This is a genomic window from Pseudomonas sp. Root569 (assembly GCF_001427465.1).
Classification (GTDB): domain Bacteria; phylum Pseudomonadota; class Gammaproteobacteria; order Pseudomonadales; family Pseudomonadaceae; genus Aquipseudomonas; species Aquipseudomonas synxantha.
Genome location: NZ_LMGQ01000024.1, coordinates 504,398 through 519,574, shown reverse-complemented (window position 1 = coordinate 519,574; position 15,177 = coordinate 504,398). Strand labels below are relative to the sequence as shown.

General features: G+C 61.1%; 12 protein-coding genes. 11 read left to right on the top strand and 1 reads right to left on the bottom strand.

Features of this window, described 5'->3' with window-relative positions:
- The first annotated feature begins 216 nt into the window (after positions 1-216).
- The 7 genes from ASD70_RS19815 to ASD70_RS19785 all read left to right on the top strand — a co-directional run bounded on the left by ASD70_RS19815 (position 217) and on the right by ASD70_RS19785 (position 6,065).
- The gene (locus tag ASD70_RS19815) at positions 217-798 is read left to right on the top strand and encodes an alpha/beta hydrolase (protein WP_056847232.1); all 582 of its coding nucleotides are present in this window, start codon (positions 217-219) and stop codon (positions 796-798) included.
- 49 nt (positions 799-847) lie between these two features.
- The gene (locus ASD70_RS19810) at positions 848-1,771 is read left to right on the top strand and encodes a sigma 54-interacting transcriptional regulator (protein ID WP_046070391.1); all 924 of its coding nucleotides are present in this window, start codon (positions 848-850) and stop codon (positions 1,769-1,771) included.
- 108 nt (positions 1,772-1,879) lie between these two features.
- Positions 1,880-2,662, top strand: coding sequence for a MetQ/NlpA family ABC transporter substrate-binding protein (locus tag ASD70_RS19805; RefSeq protein ID WP_043050835.1), 783 nt, complete (start codon positions 1,880-1,882; stop codon positions 2,660-2,662).
- A gap of 476 nt (positions 2,663-3,138) precedes the next feature.
- A complete protein-coding gene (locus ASD70_RS19800; protein ID WP_046070392.1) occupies positions 3,139-3,804 on the top strand; it encodes an amino acid ABC transporter permease in 666 nt (221 codons plus the stop codon).
- Complete coding sequence (locus ASD70_RS19795; protein ID WP_056847231.1) at positions 3,785-4,444, top strand: amino acid ABC transporter permease; 660 nt, start codon at positions 3,785-3,787, stop codon at positions 4,442-4,444. Before ASD70_RS19800 ends, ASD70_RS19795 begins: the two co-directional genes overlap by 20 nt.
- A complete protein-coding gene (locus tag ASD70_RS19790) occupies positions 4,441-5,217 on the top strand; it encodes an amino acid ABC transporter ATP-binding protein (RefSeq protein WP_046070394.1) in 777 nt (258 codons plus the stop codon). The genes ASD70_RS19795 and ASD70_RS19790 overlap by 4 nt, the downstream gene beginning before the upstream one ends.
- Positions 5,214-6,065, top strand: coding sequence for a transporter substrate-binding domain-containing protein (locus tag ASD70_RS19785; RefSeq protein WP_056847230.1), 852 nt, complete (start codon positions 5,214-5,216; stop codon positions 6,063-6,065). Before ASD70_RS19790 ends, ASD70_RS19785 begins: the two co-directional genes overlap by 4 nt.
- A gap of 139 nt (positions 6,066-6,204) precedes the next feature.
- Here the strand turns inward: ASD70_RS19785 and ASD70_RS19780 are convergent, their stop codons facing one another.
- The gene (locus ASD70_RS19780) at positions 6,205-7,368 is read right to left on the bottom strand and encodes an AAA family ATPase (RefSeq protein WP_056847229.1); all 1,164 of its coding nucleotides are present in this window, start codon (positions 7,366-7,368) and stop codon (positions 6,205-6,207) included.
- A 120-nt stretch (positions 7,369-7,488) separates the two neighbouring features.
- Here ASD70_RS19780 and ASD70_RS19775 point away from each other — a divergent pair, with 120 nt between their 5' ends.
- The 4 genes from ASD70_RS19775 to ASD70_RS19760 all read left to right on the top strand — a co-directional run bounded on the left by ASD70_RS19775 (position 7,489) and on the right by ASD70_RS19760 (position 15,112).
- Complete coding sequence (locus ASD70_RS19775; protein ID WP_056847228.1) at positions 7,489-8,571, top strand: efflux RND transporter periplasmic adaptor subunit; 1,083 nt, start codon at positions 7,489-7,491, stop codon at positions 8,569-8,571.
- Positions 8,568-9,638 (top strand): efflux RND transporter periplasmic adaptor subunit, encoded by a 1,071-nt coding sequence (locus ASD70_RS19770; protein ID WP_046070398.1) that lies wholly within the window; start codon positions 8,568-8,570, stop codon positions 9,636-9,638. Before ASD70_RS19775 ends, ASD70_RS19770 begins: the two co-directional genes overlap by 4 nt.
- On the top strand, positions 9,635-12,700 hold the full coding sequence (locus tag ASD70_RS19765; RefSeq protein WP_056847227.1) for an efflux RND transporter permease subunit: 3,066 nt from the start codon (positions 9,635-9,637) through the stop codon (positions 12,698-12,700). Before ASD70_RS19770 ends, ASD70_RS19765 begins: the two co-directional genes overlap by 4 nt.
- A gap of 210 nt (positions 12,701-12,910) precedes the next feature.
- Positions 12,911-15,112 (top strand): glycoside hydrolase, encoded by a 2,202-nt coding sequence (locus tag ASD70_RS19760; RefSeq protein ID WP_056847226.1) that lies wholly within the window; start codon positions 12,911-12,913, stop codon positions 15,110-15,112.
- Positions 15,113-15,177 lie beyond the last annotated feature (65 nt).

The window sequence follows — 15,177 nt, the reverse complement described above, 5'->3', positions numbered from 1 at the left end:
CAGGCAAAAAGTGGCAGTCATTAATCATCCGCTTATGCGCCCCCGTCATCTTCAGTCGGGGCCGCGTTGGGCAATTCTTGATGCACGCCTGGCGCAAAACGAAGGATGGCTGCAAAGTCATTTTGGTTATTAATAAATTCTTTTTTATTCCTTATTATGTGGCTGGGTCGACCCTATACTGCTTAGCAACGTTAAACGCTGCAGGAGGGCACACCCATGCACAGCGAGTCGATTCGTTACCTGATCGTGCCGGGCTGGCAAGGATCGCCAGAAGATCATTGGCAAACCCATTGGCAGCACAGCCTGCCCAATAGCGCCCGCGTGGAGCAGGCTGACTGGCTGACCCCGCGCCGCGAGGACTGGGTAGCCGCACTGGCCGAGGCGATTGCCGCTGACAGCACGCCGGTGATCCTGATCGCCCATAGCCTGGGTTGCATCACCGTCGCGCACTGGGCCGCTACTGCACCGGTGCATTGCTTGCGTCAGGTACGCGGCGCGTTGCTGGTGGCGCCGGCGGATGTCGAACGCCCGGCCTGCGCGCCCGCCCTGCGTAACTTTGCGCCAATTCCTACCGACCTGCTGCCGTTCGCCAGTCAGGTGGTCAGCTCCGACAACGACAGCGCCGTCAGCGCCCCGCGGGCCCTGGAGCTGGCGCGTCAGTGGGGCGCCGAAGCCGGCATTCTGTCCGGTGCCGGGCATATCAATGTGAAGTCCGGCCACCGTCGTTGGGAGCAGGGTTTCGCTTATCTCTATCGCCTGCAAAACCGCCTCGAGCATCATGCTCGGCGCAGTGCCTGATATTTTTTCAACGCCCCGTCCCTGAGTGGATTGGGGGCGGGAGCCTGCCATGAGTCAAGAAATCTTCGGCCAGCCGCTGCTGACCTTTCCCGACGCCGAAAAAAGCCCGCTGAGCATCCGCGCCAAGGCGCTGGTATTTGTCGACCCCCGCTCACGCCAACTGCGTGAAGAGCTGGAAAACCTCGCCCCGCGTGCCTTGCCAGTGTTGATTCGCGGTGAAACCGGTAGCGGTAAGGAGCTGCTGGCGCGACACATCCACCGTGGCAGTGATCGCACCGGCTTGTTTGTCTCGGTCAATTGCGGCGCGATCAGCCCGACTTACGCCGACGCCGAATTGTTCGGCTACACCGCCGGTAGCTACAGTGGTGCCGCCAGCAGCCGCGCCGGCTGGTTCGGCTCGGCCAATGGCGGCACCTTATACCTGGATGAGATTGGTGACTTGCCGCTGCCGATTCAGGTCAAGTTGCTCGCGGCCTTGGAAAACCACGAAGTCACCCGCGTCGGCGCCCATCAGCCAAGCCCGGTGGATGTACGCCTGGTGGCTGCCACCAGCATTGACCTGGCCCAGGCGGTGGCGGTGGGTAAATTTCATGAGCGCCTGTTTCATTACTTGAGCGAAGGCCAGTTGGAGCTGCCAGCGTTGCGTGAGCGGGTGGGGGATATATTGTCCCTGGCCGAATATTTCCTCGGTATCTATAGCCAGCGCCTGGATCTGCCGGTGCCACTGATCAGCGACGCCGCCCAACGTGTGCTGGAACACCACGCGTGGCCGGGCAATACCCGTGAACTGGAAAACGTCATTCACTTTGCCTTGCTGGTGAGCAGCGGTGAAGAAATCCTGCCCGAGCATTTGAACTTGCCGGTGACGGGTTCACCGCTGGAGCAGGTGCGGCGGATCTATGCCAGTGCCAGCCCAGCCGAGCAGGCATCACTGCGTAAATTCCTGCATGAACAAAATGGAATATCAACGTGAATAAAAGATATTGTTCGGGAATAAAAAATCTAGGTATTGTCCCTCCCACGCCGCGATAGCACTTCGCTGGCACCTCACATAAAAACGGTCGTTATAAAAGGACACTGCATGAAAAAGGTTCTGTTGTTTACCGCACTGGCGGCTGCCCTGACTGCCGGCTTCGCCCAGGCCAACGAGAAATTGGTGGTGGCCGCCACGCCGATCCCCCATGCGGAGATCCTCGAGCTGATCAAGCCGACCCTGGCCAAAGAAGGCGTGGACCTGGAAATCAAAGTCTTTACCGACTACGTACAACCCAATACGCAGGTTGCCGAAAAACGCCTGGATGCCAACTACTTCCAGACCCTGCCGTACCTGGAAAACTTCAACAAGGGCAAAGGCACCAACCTGGTCACCGTAGTCGGTGTGCACGTTGAACCCATCGGTGGTTACTCGAAGAAGATCAAGAAAATTGAAGATCTCAAAGACGGCGCTACCGTTGCCATCCCGAACGAAGGCTCCAACAGTGGTCGTGCCCTGCTGCTGCTGCAAAAGAACGGCCTGATTACGCTCAAAGACCCGACCAACGCCTTGTCCACGCCAAAAGACATCAAGGAAAACCCCAAGCACCTGAAATTCAAGGAGCTGGAATCGGCCTTGCTGCCTCGGGTGCTCGACCAGGTTGACCTGGATGTGATCAACACCAACTACGCCCTGGAAGCGGGCCTGAACCCGGCCAAGGACGCGTTGATCATCGAAGACGCCAAGTCGCCCTACGTAAACTTCCTGGTCGCTCGCCCGGACAACAAGGACAGCGACGCGATTCAGAAACTGTCCAAGGCCCTGACCAGCCCGGAAGTCAAAGCCTTCATCGAGAAGAAGTACAACGGCGCGGTAGTGCCGGCGTTCTGATGTAACTCAAAACCCCCTTCAAGGTTTGAACGCCGACGGCTACTACAGCGTCGGCGTTTTTTTATGCCTGAAACTTGGAATGCGGTTAAAGGTGGGGCTTGCTTCCGATAGCAGTGGTTCGGTCAGTGCATCTGTGACTGACATACCGCTATCGGGAGCAAGCCCCCTCCCACATTTGATCTTCAGTGTGTCAGAGCGTGCGGCTCTCAATCGCCCGGCGCAACGCCACCAAACATTTCACCAGCTCCTGCGGATCAATCGGTTTTGCTTCGTTCATCGTTCATTCCCTCGAAACACAGACCCCTGCAACCATAGTTCGCACCCGAACTCCGGGGTTATCTTTTTGGGTGATATCAATATGCTATTTAGGTATTTAAATTTTACTTTTTATAGCTTTAAAGTTCGCGCTACCCGACGTTATCCCTGTCGGAACGGACTGCGCTCGCCGCATTACCCCGCGGCGTCATGGACTCACAATGACCTTCGATTTCGCTTTTATCCTCAGCACCCTGCCTGCCTTCCTGCAAGCCGTGGGCGTGACGCTGCAAGTGGGCCTGATCGCCATTGGCACCTCGTTGCTGGTAGCGCTGATCAACGCGGCGCTGCTGGTGTTTCGCACGCCATACCTGTCGCGCCTGGTGGCGTTGTATGTGGAGCTGGCGCGTAATACGCCGCTGCTGATCCAGCTGTTTTTCGTGTACTTCGCGCTGCCGGCCCTGGGCGTGAATATCTCCGGGTTCTGGGCGGCGATCATCACCATGACCTTTCTTGGCGGTGCCTACCTCACCGAAGTGTTGCGCGCCGGGGTGGAAGCGGTGCCGCTGGCGCAGATCGAGTCGGGCAAGTCCATTGGCCTGTCCGATTGGCAGCTGCTGCGCCACGTGATCCTGCCCCAGGCCGGCATTCTCAGCCTGCCGGCGTTGTTCGCCAACTTCATCTTCCTGCTCAAGGAGACCACTGTAGTTTCCGCCGTGGCGGTGCCGGAAATTCTCTACACCACCAAGAGCTATATCGCCCTTTACTACAAGACCTACGAAATGCTCGCCGTGCTGACGTTGATCTGCGTGCTGCTGTTTTTGCCGCTGTCGCTGCTGCTCAGCCGCCTGGAAAGGAGGCTCCAGCATGGCCAGTTCGGGTCTTGAGTTGTTGTGGGTGTCGTTGCCGCAACTGGGCAAGGGCGCGGCACAAACCCTGTCGATTTCGTTGCTGAGCATCGCGTTCAGTACGCTGGGCGGCGTGTTGTACGGCGTGCTGCGCACCTTGGGTAACCGCTTGGTCAACCTGGTGCTGCGGGTTTACCTGGAGCTGTTCCGTGCGATTCCGGTATTGGTGTGGTTGTACCTGCTGTTTTTCGGCCTGCCGATTTTCTTTGGCCTGAGCATCCCCAGCTTCTGGTGTGCGGTGCTGGTGCTGTCGTTGTGGGGCGCCAGCGAGGTGGGTGAAGTGGTACGCGGCGCGTTGTATTCGCTGCCCCGCGGCCAGCGCGAGGCGGGCTTGTCGATTGGCCTGTCCGACCCGCAGTTGTACGGCTATGTGCTGCTGCCCCAGGCACTCAAGCGTATGACCCCGCCGACTATCAACGTCTACACGCGCATCATCAAGACCAGCTCCCTGGCGGTGCTGATCGGCGTGGTGGATGTGATCAAGGTCGGCCAGCAAATCATCGAGCGCACCTACGAATCGGTACTGATCTACGGCGTGCTGTTCCTGTTTTTCTTCTTTATCTGCTACCCGTTGTCGGCCGCCTCCAAGGTGCTGGAACGGCGTTGGGCCCAAGCATGAGCGCATTGATCGAGTTCCAGGGTTTCAATAAATTCTTCGGTGACCAACAGGTGCTCAAGGGCATCGACCTGAGTGTGCAAAGCGGCGAAGTGGTGGTGATCCTCGGCCCCAGCGGCTGTGGCAAAAGCACCTTGCTGCGTTGCCTCAACGGGCTGGAAGTCGCACACAGCGGCAGCCTGCGTTTCGCCGGCAACGAGCTTTTGCACAAAAGCACCGACTGGCGCCAGGTCCGCCAGGACATCGGCATGGTATTCCAGAGCTACCACCTGTTCCCGCACATGAGCGTGCTCGACAACATCCTGCTCGGCCCGCTGAAGGTGCAAAAGCGCGACCCCCGCGAGGCCCGTGCGCAGGCTGAAAAACTTCTCGAGCGCGTAGGCCTGGCCGACAAGCGCGACGCCTTCCCGCGCCAGCTCTCCGGCGGCCAGCAGCAACGCATCGCCATTGTCCGCTCGTTGTGCATGAACCCCCAGGTCATGCTGTTTGACGAAGTCACCGCCGCCCTTGACCCGGAGATGGTCAAGGAGGTGCTGGAGGTGATCCAGGGCCTGGCCCGCGATGGCATGACCCTGCTGATCGTCACCCATGAAATGGCCTTCGCCCGCGCCGTCGCCGACCGCGTGGTGTTCATGGAGGCCGGCCGCATCCTCGAACACAACACCCCCGAGGCATTCTTTACGAACCCGCAGACCGCACGCGCGCAGCAGTTCCTGGAGAAGTTCTCCTTTGTTTCAACACTGCCCAAGAAGATCAAGGAACTGGAGCTGATATGAAAAAGTTACTGCTGCCGCTGTTTGCCGTCGCCTTACTGGCCGGCTGCGATAAAAAGGCCGAAGAGCCTGCCAAACCTGTTGCTGCTGCGAGCTATATCGACAAGATCAAGGCGCGGGACAAGCTGATCGTCGGCGTGTTTACCGACAAGCCACCATTTGGCTTTGTCGATGAAGCCGGGCGCTATGTCGGCTTCGATACCGACATCGGCCGCCAATTCGCCAAGGACCTGCTGGGCGACGAAAACAAGGTTGAATTCGTGGCCGTGGAACCGGCCAGCCGCATTCCGTTCCTGCAAAGCGACAAGGTCGACGTGATCCTCGCCAACATGACCGTGACGCCTGAACGCAAGGAAGCGGTGGACTTCACCAACCCCAACCTGAAAGTCGCGGTACAGGCCCTGGTGCCCAATGACAGTACGGTCAAAAACCTGGCTGACCTGGCGACCCGTACGACCATCGTCACCACCGGTACCACGGCTGATATCTGGCTGACCAAGAACCACCCGGACTGGAAGCTGCTCAAGTTCGAGAAAAACTCCGAGTCGTTGCAAGCGTTATCGGCGGGGCGTGGTGATGCCTATGCACAAGACAACCTGGTGCTGTTCAGCTGGGCCAAGCAGAACCCGGGCTACCGCGTGCTGGAAGAAAAACTCGGCGATGAAGCGCCGATCGCCCCGGCGGTGAAGAAGGGCAATATCGAACTGCGCGACTGGGTGAATGCCGAGTTGGCGAAGTTGGGTGAGGAGAAGTTCCTGCTCAAGCTGTATGACCAATACGTGCGCAAAGAGCTGAGCGATGACACCAAGCCTGAAAGTGTGATTGTTGAAGGCGGGAAGTGGCAGGGCTGATCTCTGGACTTTGTGTTGGCTGTACTGGCCTCATCGGGGGCAAGTCGAAACGTCGCACCACCCCTCCCACTTTTTGAACTGTGAATGCATTCAAATGTGGGAGGGGGCTTGCCCCCGATGAGGCCAGCACAGCCACCGCCTACTCCGGCCAATGCCAAGCCGGCCCATCCAACATCCCCTGCCCGACGATCCGCGTCTCCCCCATCACCTTCTCCAGCACAATCGAATTACACCCCTCATTCTGCTGCAACGCCGCAATCAAGCGGCTGGCATGGGACACCACCCACACCTGGCAATGCATCGACGCCTGGGCAATCAGGCGCGCCAACGCCGGCAGCAGATCCGGATGCAGGCTGGTCTCGGGTTCGTTCAGCACCATCATGGTCGGTGGCCGTGGCGTCAGCAGCGCGGCGATCAGCAGCAGATAGCGCAAGGTGCCGTCCGACAACTCCGCCGCCGACAAGGGACGCAGCAGGCCTTCCTGATAAAACTCGATTGCAAACCGCCCGCCCTGCAAGGGTTGGATATTCAGGCGTGCGCCCGGAAAGGCATCGCTGACGGCGTGCTGCAATGCCTCGGCGTCGCCCACTTCGCGAATGGTCTGCAACGCTGCGGCCAGGTCCCGGCCGTCGTGATGCAGCACCGGTGTGCGGGTGCCCAATTGCGGTTGGCGCACCGGCGCATCCACATCACTGCGAAAGTGATCATAAAAACGCCAGCCACGGATACTCTCGCGTAGCAGCAACACTTCCGGCGAGCCACGCAGGTTGCCCACCTGATCGAACAGGCTGTGATAGTTGGGTGTCTGCTGGGCCAGTACATCCCAGGCGCGGCCGTCACGCGCCCGCACCATTGGCCCGGATCGCTGAACCAGCAGGCTGGCCGGGCGGTAGAGGGGGCCGGCCCAGATACATTCCTTTTTGATTTCCGGGTCCAGTTTGAATTCGCTGCCGGGGACCGGGATGGGCAGGCCCAGGGAGATGGCGTAGCTGAAATCCTCCCCGGCAAACCCCAGGCGCAGGCGTTTGACCCCTTGGGCCGCGGTGGCCTCCACCGGCACTTCGCCGCTGCGCATACGCCGAGTGATGGTTTCCGGGCCGGCCCAGAAGGTCGAGTCCAGCCCACCTTCACGGGCCACGGCATTGATCACCCCGCCCTGTGCGGTTTCGGCCAGCAAGCGAAGGGCCCGATACAGGTTGGACTTGCCGCTGCCATTGGGCCCAGTTACCAGGTTCAGCCGGTCCAGCGGCACTACCAATTTGTTGATCGAGCGGTAATTGGCCACCGCGAGGGTTTTCAGCATGTGTATTTAGCCGGCATGGGAACCATTGGAGTATGGGATCCTCCATGCAGATAAGGAACCCTGATCTAAGCTCACAGTCGCATACACACTTGTACCTTGCGTCGCGCAAAAGGAGCCTGCATGGGCGGTCGTACTTCGACATTTATTTTCAGCCTTGGCCTCCTGGCGCTGCTGAGCGGCTGTGGCCAAGACAAAGCCGAGCCCAAGCAGCATTCCCGGGTGTTTGTACAAACTGTACAGTCGGCGGATTTCGCCGCAGCGGTGACACTCACCGGGGATATCCAGGCGCGGGTGCAGACCGACCTGTCCTTTCGCGTGGGCGGCAAGATCATCCAGCGCATGGTGGATGTGGGCGACCGGGTGAGCGCCAAGCAAGTGCTGGCCAAGCTCGATCCCAAGGATTTGCAGACCAATGTCGATTCCGCCCAGGCCCAGGTCGTGGCCGAACAGGCGCGGGTCAAGCAGACCGCCGCCGCCTTTGTGCGCCAGGAAAAACTCTTGCCCAAGGGCTACACCAGTCGCAGCGAATACGACGCCGCCCAGGCTGCGTTGCGCAGCAGCCAAAGCGCCCTGGCCGCTGCCCAGGCGCAACTGGCCAATGCCCGCGAACAGTTGGGCTACACCGCGTTGGTCGCCGATGCGCCGGGGGTTATTACAGCGCGCCAGGCCGAAGTCGGCCAGGTGGTACAAGCCACGGTGCCGATCTTCAGTCTGGCCCGGGATGGTGAGCGTGATGCAGTGTTCAACGTCTATGAGTCGCTGCTGGTGGAGCCGCCGTCGGATGCGCCGATCACCGTCAGCCTGCTGGATAACCCAAGCATCAAGGCTGTGGGCAAGGTCCGTGAAGTGACCCCTGCCGTGGCCGCCAATACTGGCACCCTCCAAGTGAAGGTTGCCCTGCAAAGTCTGCCCAAGGGTATGGAGCTGGGGTCGGTGGTGAGTGCCACGGCCAACGGCCCGGCCAAGGCCAGCATCGAGCTGCCTTGGGCCGCGTTGACCAAAGACCTCAGCGAACCCGCCGTGTGGCTGATCGACGGCGACGGCAAGGCGCAACTGCACAAGGTCACGGTGGCGCGCTACCTCACCGGCAAAGTGATCATTGGCGACGGTCTCAAGGGCGGGGAAAAAGTCGTGGTGGCCGGTGGTCAATTGCTGCACCCCGGCATGCAGGTCGAGATCGCCCAGCAAGGAGCCCAGCCATGAAGCAACTGACGGTTATCGTCGCCACGAGCCTGTTGCTGATGGCCTGCTCCAAGGAAGAAGCACCGCCCGAACCAATACGCCCGGTGCTGTCCATGGAAGTGAAGGCAGAGGACCAGGAACACCTCGGCCGCTTCGCCGGCACCATCCAGGCCCGCTACGAAAGCAACCTGGGCTTTCGCGTGTCCGGTCGCATCGCGCGCCGCGCCGTGGATGTGGGCGCCGAAGTCGAGAAGGGCGCCTTGCTTGCCGTGCTCGACCCCACCGACCAGCAGAACCAATTGCGCGCCGCCCAGGGCGACCTGGCCCGCGTGCAGGCGCAGTTCATCAATGCCCAGGCCAATGCGCGCCGTCAGCAGGAGCTGTTCAATCGGGGCGTGGGCGCCCAGGCCCAGCTGGACGTAGCCCAGACCGACCTGAAAACCACCCAGGCGACCCTCGACCAGGCCCGTGCTTCGGTCAACCAGGCCAAGGATCAACTCAACTACGCCGAGCTGCGTACCGACCACGCCGGCATCGTCACCGCCTGGAATGCCGAGGCCGGCCAGGTGGTCAGTGCCGGCCAGCAAGTGGTGACCCTGGCGCGCCCGGACATCAAGGAAGCGGTGATCGACCTTCCCGCCGGCCTGGCCGAGCGCCTGCCGGCAGATGTGGTGTTCCTGGTCGCCGGGCAACTGGACCCCAGCGTGCATACCACCGCCGTCGTGCGCGAGATCGAACCCCAGGCCCAGAGCGCCACGCGCACTCGCCGCGCACGCCTGAGCCTGGCCGAAACACCGCCCGCGTTCCGCCTCGGCACCGCGATCAGCGTGACCTTGAGCACCGCCATTGCCCCGCGCATCGAACTGCCCCTGAGCGCCCTGCAGGAAGACGACGGCAAGACCCGCATCTGGATGCTTGATACCCAGAGCCAGACTGTGCAGCCCCGTGAGGTCAGCGTCCTTAGCCGTAGCGGCAACAGTGTCTTGCTCAACGGCAGCGTCAAACCCGGCGAGCGCATTGTCACCGCCGGCGTGAACAGCCTGAAACCCGGGCAAAAAGTCAAAATCGACGAGGGCAGTTCGCGATGAAAGGGAGTTTCAACTTATCCGACTGGGCCCTCAAGCATCAGTCCTTCGTGTGGTATCTGATGTTCGTCGCGCTGCTGATGGGCGTGTTTTCATACATGAACCTGGGCCGCGAGGAAGACCCCTCGTTCACCATCAAGACCATGGTCATCCAGACCCGCTGGCCGGGCGCGACCCAGGAAGAAACCCTCAAGCAGGTCACTGACCGCATCGAGAAAAAACTCGAAGAGCTGGACTCCCTCGACTATGTGAAAAGCTACACCCGGCCCGGCGAATCGACGGTGTTCGTGTTCCTCAAGGACACCACCAGCGCCAATGCCATCCCCGACATCTGGTACCAGGTGCGCAAGAAGATCGATGACATCCGCGGCACCTTCCCCCAAGGCTTGCAGGGACCGTCGTTCAACGACGAGTTTGGTGATGTATTCGGTTCGGTGTATGCCTTTACCGGTGACGGCCTGTCGATGCGCCAGTTGCGCGACTACGTGGAGCAGGTGCGCGCCGAGATCCGCTCAGTGCCGGGGCTGGGCAAGGTCGAGATGATCGGCCAGCAGGACGAAGTGATCTACCTGAATTTCTCCACGCGCAAACTTGCCGCATTGGGGATCGACCAGCGCCAGGTCGTGCAAAGCCTGCAATCGCAGAACGCCGTAACCCCGGCCGGGGTGATCGAGGCCGGGCCGGAGCGCATATCGGTGCGCACCTCAGGGCAGTTCGCCTCTGAGAAGGACCTGGCTGACGTCAACCTGCGCCTCAATGACCGTTTCTATCGGCTTGCGGATATCGCCGACATCAGCCGTGGCTATGTCGACCCGGCGCGGCCAATGTTCCGCTTCAACGGCAAGCCGGCCATCGGCTTGGCCATTGCGATGCAGAAGGGCGGCAATATCCAGTCGTTCGGCAAGGCCCTGCACCAGCGCATGGACGAGCTGACCGCCGACTTGCCGGTGGGCGTTGGTGTGCACAAGGTGTCCGACCAGGCCGAGGTGGTGGAAGAGGCCGTCGGTGGCTTTACCAGCGCGCTGTTCGAGGCGGTGATCATCGTGCTGGTGGTGAGTTTTATCAGCCTGGGTATGCGCGCCGGCCTGGTGGTGGCGTGCTCGATTCCGCTGGTGCTGGCGCTGGTATTCGTATTCATGGAATACAGCGGCATCACCATGCAGCGAGTGTCGCTCGGTGCGTTGATCATCGCCCTCGGCCTGTTGGTGGACGATGCGATGATCACCGTCGAGATGATGATCACGCGCCTGGAAAAAGGCGAAACCAAGGAGCAGGCGGCGACCTACGCCTATACCTCCACCGCGTTCCCGATGCTCACCGGTACCCTGGTGACCGTGGCCGGTTTTGTACCGATTGGCCTCAACGCCAGTTCGGCGGGCGAGTACACCTTTACCCTGTTCGCGGTGATCGCCGTGGCGATGCTGGTGTCGTGGGTGGTGGCGGTGCTGTTTGCACCGGTGATCGGTGTGCACATCCTCAGCGCCAATGTGAAGCCGCACAATGCTGAGCCCGGACGCATCGGTCGTGCGTTCAATGGCGGCATGCTGTGGGCCATGCGCAACCGTTGGTGGGCTATCGGTATCACTGTGGGCCTGTTTGCGGCCTCGGTGTTTTCCATGCAGTTTGTGCAGAACCAGTTCTTCCCGTCATCGGATCGCCCGGAAATCCTCGTTGATTTGAACCTGCCGCAAAACGCCTCGATCAACGAGACACGCAAGGCCGTCGATCGCCTTGAAGCGATTATCAAGGACGATCCGGACATAGCCCGCTGGAGCACTTATATCGGTCAGGGCGCGATCCGTTTCTACCTGCCGCTGGACCAGCAGTTGGAAAACCCCTACTACGCGCAGTTGGTGATTGTCAGCAAGGGCCTGGAAGAGCGTGGTGCGTTGATCGCCCGCTTGCAACAGCGCCTGCGCGATGATTTTGTCGGCATCGGCAGCTATGTGCAGCCGCTGGAAATGGGCCCGCCGGTGGGGCGGCCGATCCAGTACCGCGTGTCCGGCAAAGACATCGATCAGGTGCGCAAGCATGCTATCGAGCTGGCGACCTTGCTCGACCAGAACACCCACCTGGGCGAGATCATCTACGACTGGAACGAGCCGGGCAAAGTCCTGCGGGTCGACATTGCCCAGGACAAGGCGCGGCAACTGGGGCTGTCGTCGGAAGACGTGGCGCAGTTGATGAACAGCGTGGTCAGCGGTGCGTCGGTGACCCAGGTGCACGACGATATCTACCTGATCAATGTGGTCGGCCGCGCCGAAGATGCCGAGCGTGGCACCCCGGAAACCTTGCAGAACCTGCAGATCGTTACGCCCAACGGCACTTCGATTCCGCTGCTGGCGTTCGCCACCGTGCGTTACGAGCTGGAGCAACCGCTGGTGTGGCGACGCGACCGTAAGCCGACCATCACCGTCAAGGCTGCGGTGCGCGATGAAATGCAGCCGACGGACCTGGTCAAGCAACTGGCGCCGACCATCGAGAAATTCGGCGCTGACTTGCCGGTAGGCTACAAAGTTGCCACCGGCGGCACCGTGGAAGAAAGCGGCAAGGCCCAGGGGCCTATCGCCAAGGTAGTGCCGTTGATGCTGTTCCTGATGGCCACCTTCCTGATGATCCAGTTGCACAGCGTGCAGAAGATGTTCCTGGTGGCGAGCGTCGCGCCCCTGGGGCTGATCGGCGTGGTGCTGGCGTTGATCCCCACGGGCACGCCCATGGGCTTTGTGGCGATCCTGGGTATCCTGGCGCTGATCGGCATCATCATTCGTAACTCGGTGATCCTGGTGACGCAAATCCACGAATATGAGGTGGCCGGTTACACGCCGTGGGATGCCGTGGTGGAAGCAACTGAACACCGGCGCCGACCGATCCTGCTTACGGCCGCTGCCGCGAGCCTGGGCATGATCCCCATCGCTCGCGAAGTGTTCTGGGGGCCGATGGCCTACGCGATGATTGGCGGGATTATCATTGCCACCTTGCTGACGCTGCTGTTTTTGCCGGCGCTGTATGTGGCCTGGTACAAGATCCGCGAACCAAAGCAGGAGCAACAGGAACAACACGGTTAAAAATGTGGGAGGGGGCTTGCTCCCGATGGCGATGGGCCAGGCACAGATGCACTGACTGAACCACCGCCATCGGGAGCAAGCCCCCTCCCACATTTTGATCTTCATAGCGCTTGAACAACTGTGGGAAGCTTCCGAAAAGTCCGCTTGCCGCCCCGCCCAATCGCTGCATATCTTACCCTCTTGGCCTTTCCCTCCCCCAGGTCGATCCCTATGTCTTGCCTGCGCTCCACCGTGCTGCTCTGTGCGCTCCTGCTGTCGCCGCCGACCTTTGCCACCACCGTGCTCGAAAACACCCTCTGGCGCATCGAGCTCGACCCGGCCACCCTGGCCCTGCGCGTGACGCCATCAGGCCAGGCCTCGGTGAACGTCTCCAGCGGCGTCACTGCCCATAGCGTCAGCCAAGTGCAGAACAGCTCCGACCAGGCCAGCTGGCAATGGGACAGCGGCGCCTATCGCCTGACCGCACGCCTTGAACAACGCGACCTGGCCTTGACCATCAACGCCAGTCAGCCTGGCGAGTTGCCGCTGCTGCGCCAGCCCGCCGAAGCCATGGGCCAAGGCTTGCTCTGGCCCTTGGCCGAAGGGCATTACGTACCCGCCGGCAATGCCATATGGCAGGCTTTCCTGCAGGAGCAGGGCGCGCTCAATACCACCCAGGACCTGAGCCTGCCGTTATGGGGCATGGATCATGGAAGCTTTACCCTCAACTGGCTGCTGACCAACCCCTACAACAACCGCCTCCAATGGCAGGCGGAAGGCAAAGGCCTGGCGCTGTCCCTGACCCATGAGTTCACCACGCTGGACTCCAGCGCACCGATGACGCTACGTCTGCACCTGGGCGACGCCGACCCCTTGGCCGGAGCCAAGCGCTACCGCCAGTGGCTGGTAGAGCAGGGCAAATATGAGCCGTTGGCGGACAAGCTGCGCCAGACCCCCGAGGCAGAAAAACTGCTGGGCGCCAGCCATGCCTACCTGTGGGGCAATGACCTGCTGGCGCTGGACGATGTGCGTGATTGGCCGAAGTTGGTCGAGCGGCTACGCGGTCATGCGCTTGCTGCCCTGTTTGATAAGGAAGCGGCCAAGGTGCTGGCGCAGACCACGGCGTTAAGTCGTTATGAGCAGGCGGCGCTGTTGCGTGGCCTTAACGCCGCAATCAACAAGCAGGCGCGCCAGGCGTGGCAAGTCGAGGAGCCGGACATGACGCGACTCGCCGCCCGCTATGGTGAACTGCGCCAGGAGCTGGCGACAGCATTCGCCGGAGCCTTGGGCGGCAGCCCTGAAAGCTGGGGCAGCAAGACTATCCAAGGCCTGCGCGATGCCGGCCTGCCTCGTCTGCTGCTGACCCTGGGCGAAGGCTGGGAAGGCGGCCTCTGGCATCCCGAAGCGATTCGCGCCGGTGTCGACGCGGGATTTCTGATCGCGCCCTACGATTCCTACGAAACCGCTTTGTCCGCGGCCGAGAACCCGGACTGGACTACGGCCCACCAGGGCGACCAGGCTTACCGCAACTGCGCAATCATGCTCAAGGACGGCAAGCTGAAAACCGGCTTCCAGCAGTCCGGTCACTACACCGACCCCCGCTGCGTGCGACCGTTGCTGGAGGCGCGGGTGCGGGCCGTGCAGGCCAAGGCCGGCTTCAACGCCTGGTTCCTCGACGCCTATGCCACCGGCATGCTGTTCGACAGCTACCGGGATGGAGCGTCCATGACCCAGGCGCAAAACGCCGCGGGCAATATCGATGCGTCCCGCTGGCTCAACAGCGTGCTCAAGGTGCCGGCCGGCTCCGAAGACGGCAACGCCACTACTGCCCAGGGCATTCTGTTTGCCCACGGTATGCAGACGCCGGTCATGGGCTGGGGGGATCGGGACATGACCCAGGACAAGCAGTCGCCCCATTACGTCGGCAACTGGTTCCCGCCGGAGCAACCGACGGTGTTTTTCAAACCTGTGCCATTGAAAGAGCCGTTTCGCACGGTGTATTTCGAGCCGAGCATGCGCCTGCCGTTGTACCAGGCGGTGTTCCACGGCTCGGTGATCACCACTCATCACTGGCTGTTCGATAGCCTGAAATTGAGCAATGTGCAGGTTGAGAATGAGTTGACCCAACTGCTCTATAACGTGCCGCCGCTGTATCACCTGAGTGCGGAGACGCTTAAGGCGCGCTTGCCGGTGATTCAACGCCAGGACCGGTTTTTCCGACCACTGCACCAGCGTTTGGCGACCCAGGCGATGACGGATTTTCGTTGGCTGACAGCGGACAAACAGCTGCAGCAAACCACGTTCGCCGATGGCACGCGGTTGGTGGCGAACTTTTCGGCCATGGAAAAAGAAGGGTATGCCGAGCGCAGTGTCACAGCGCTGGTGGAAGGTGAAAAACCGGTGGTGTATCAGGTAGATCAGCAACGCCATTGAGACCATCGGGAGCAAGCCCCCCTCCCACATTTAAATGTGGGAGGGGGGCTTGCTCCCGATAGCGT

Bases quoted from the DNA above. Each gene is read 5' to 3' on its own strand.
- ASD70_RS19760 (WP_056847226.1), top strand. From the start codon at position 12,911: ATGTCTTGCCTGCGCTCCACCGTGCTGCTCTGTGCGCTCCTGCTGTCG.
- ASD70_RS19770 (WP_046070398.1), top strand. From the start codon at position 8,568: ATGAAGCAACTGACGGTTATCGTCGCCACGAGCCTGTTGCTGATGGCC.
- ASD70_RS19805 (WP_043050835.1), top strand. From the start codon at position 1,880: ATGAAAAAGGTTCTGTTGTTTACCGCACTGGCGGCTGCCCTGACTGCC.
- ASD70_RS19795 (WP_056847231.1), top strand. From the start codon at position 3,785: ATGGCCAGTTCGGGTCTTGAGTTGTTGTGGGTGTCGTTGCCGCAACTG.
- ASD70_RS19775 (WP_056847228.1), top strand. From the start codon at position 7,489: ATGGGCGGTCGTACTTCGACATTTATTTTCAGCCTTGGCCTCCTGGCG.
- ASD70_RS19765 (WP_056847227.1), top strand. From the start codon at position 9,635: ATGAAAGGGAGTTTCAACTTATCCGACTGGGCCCTCAAGCATCAGTCC.
- ASD70_RS19790 (WP_046070394.1), top strand. From the start codon at position 4,441: ATGAGCGCATTGATCGAGTTCCAGGGTTTCAATAAATTCTTCGGTGAC.
- ASD70_RS19785 (WP_056847230.1), top strand. From the start codon at position 5,214: ATGAAAAAGTTACTGCTGCCGCTGTTTGCCGTCGCCTTACTGGCCGGC.
- ASD70_RS19815 (WP_056847232.1), top strand. From the start codon at position 217: ATGCACAGCGAGTCGATTCGTTACCTGATCGTGCCGGGCTGGCAAGGA.
- ASD70_RS19780 (WP_056847229.1), bottom strand. From the start codon at position 7,368: ATGCTGAAAACCCTCGCGGTGGCCAATTACCGCTCGATCAACAAATTG.
- ASD70_RS19800 (WP_046070392.1), top strand. From the start codon at position 3,139: ATGACCTTCGATTTCGCTTTTATCCTCAGCACCCTGCCTGCCTTCCTG.
- ASD70_RS19810 (WP_046070391.1), top strand. From the start codon at position 848: ATGAGTCAAGAAATCTTCGGCCAGCCGCTGCTGACCTTTCCCGACGCC.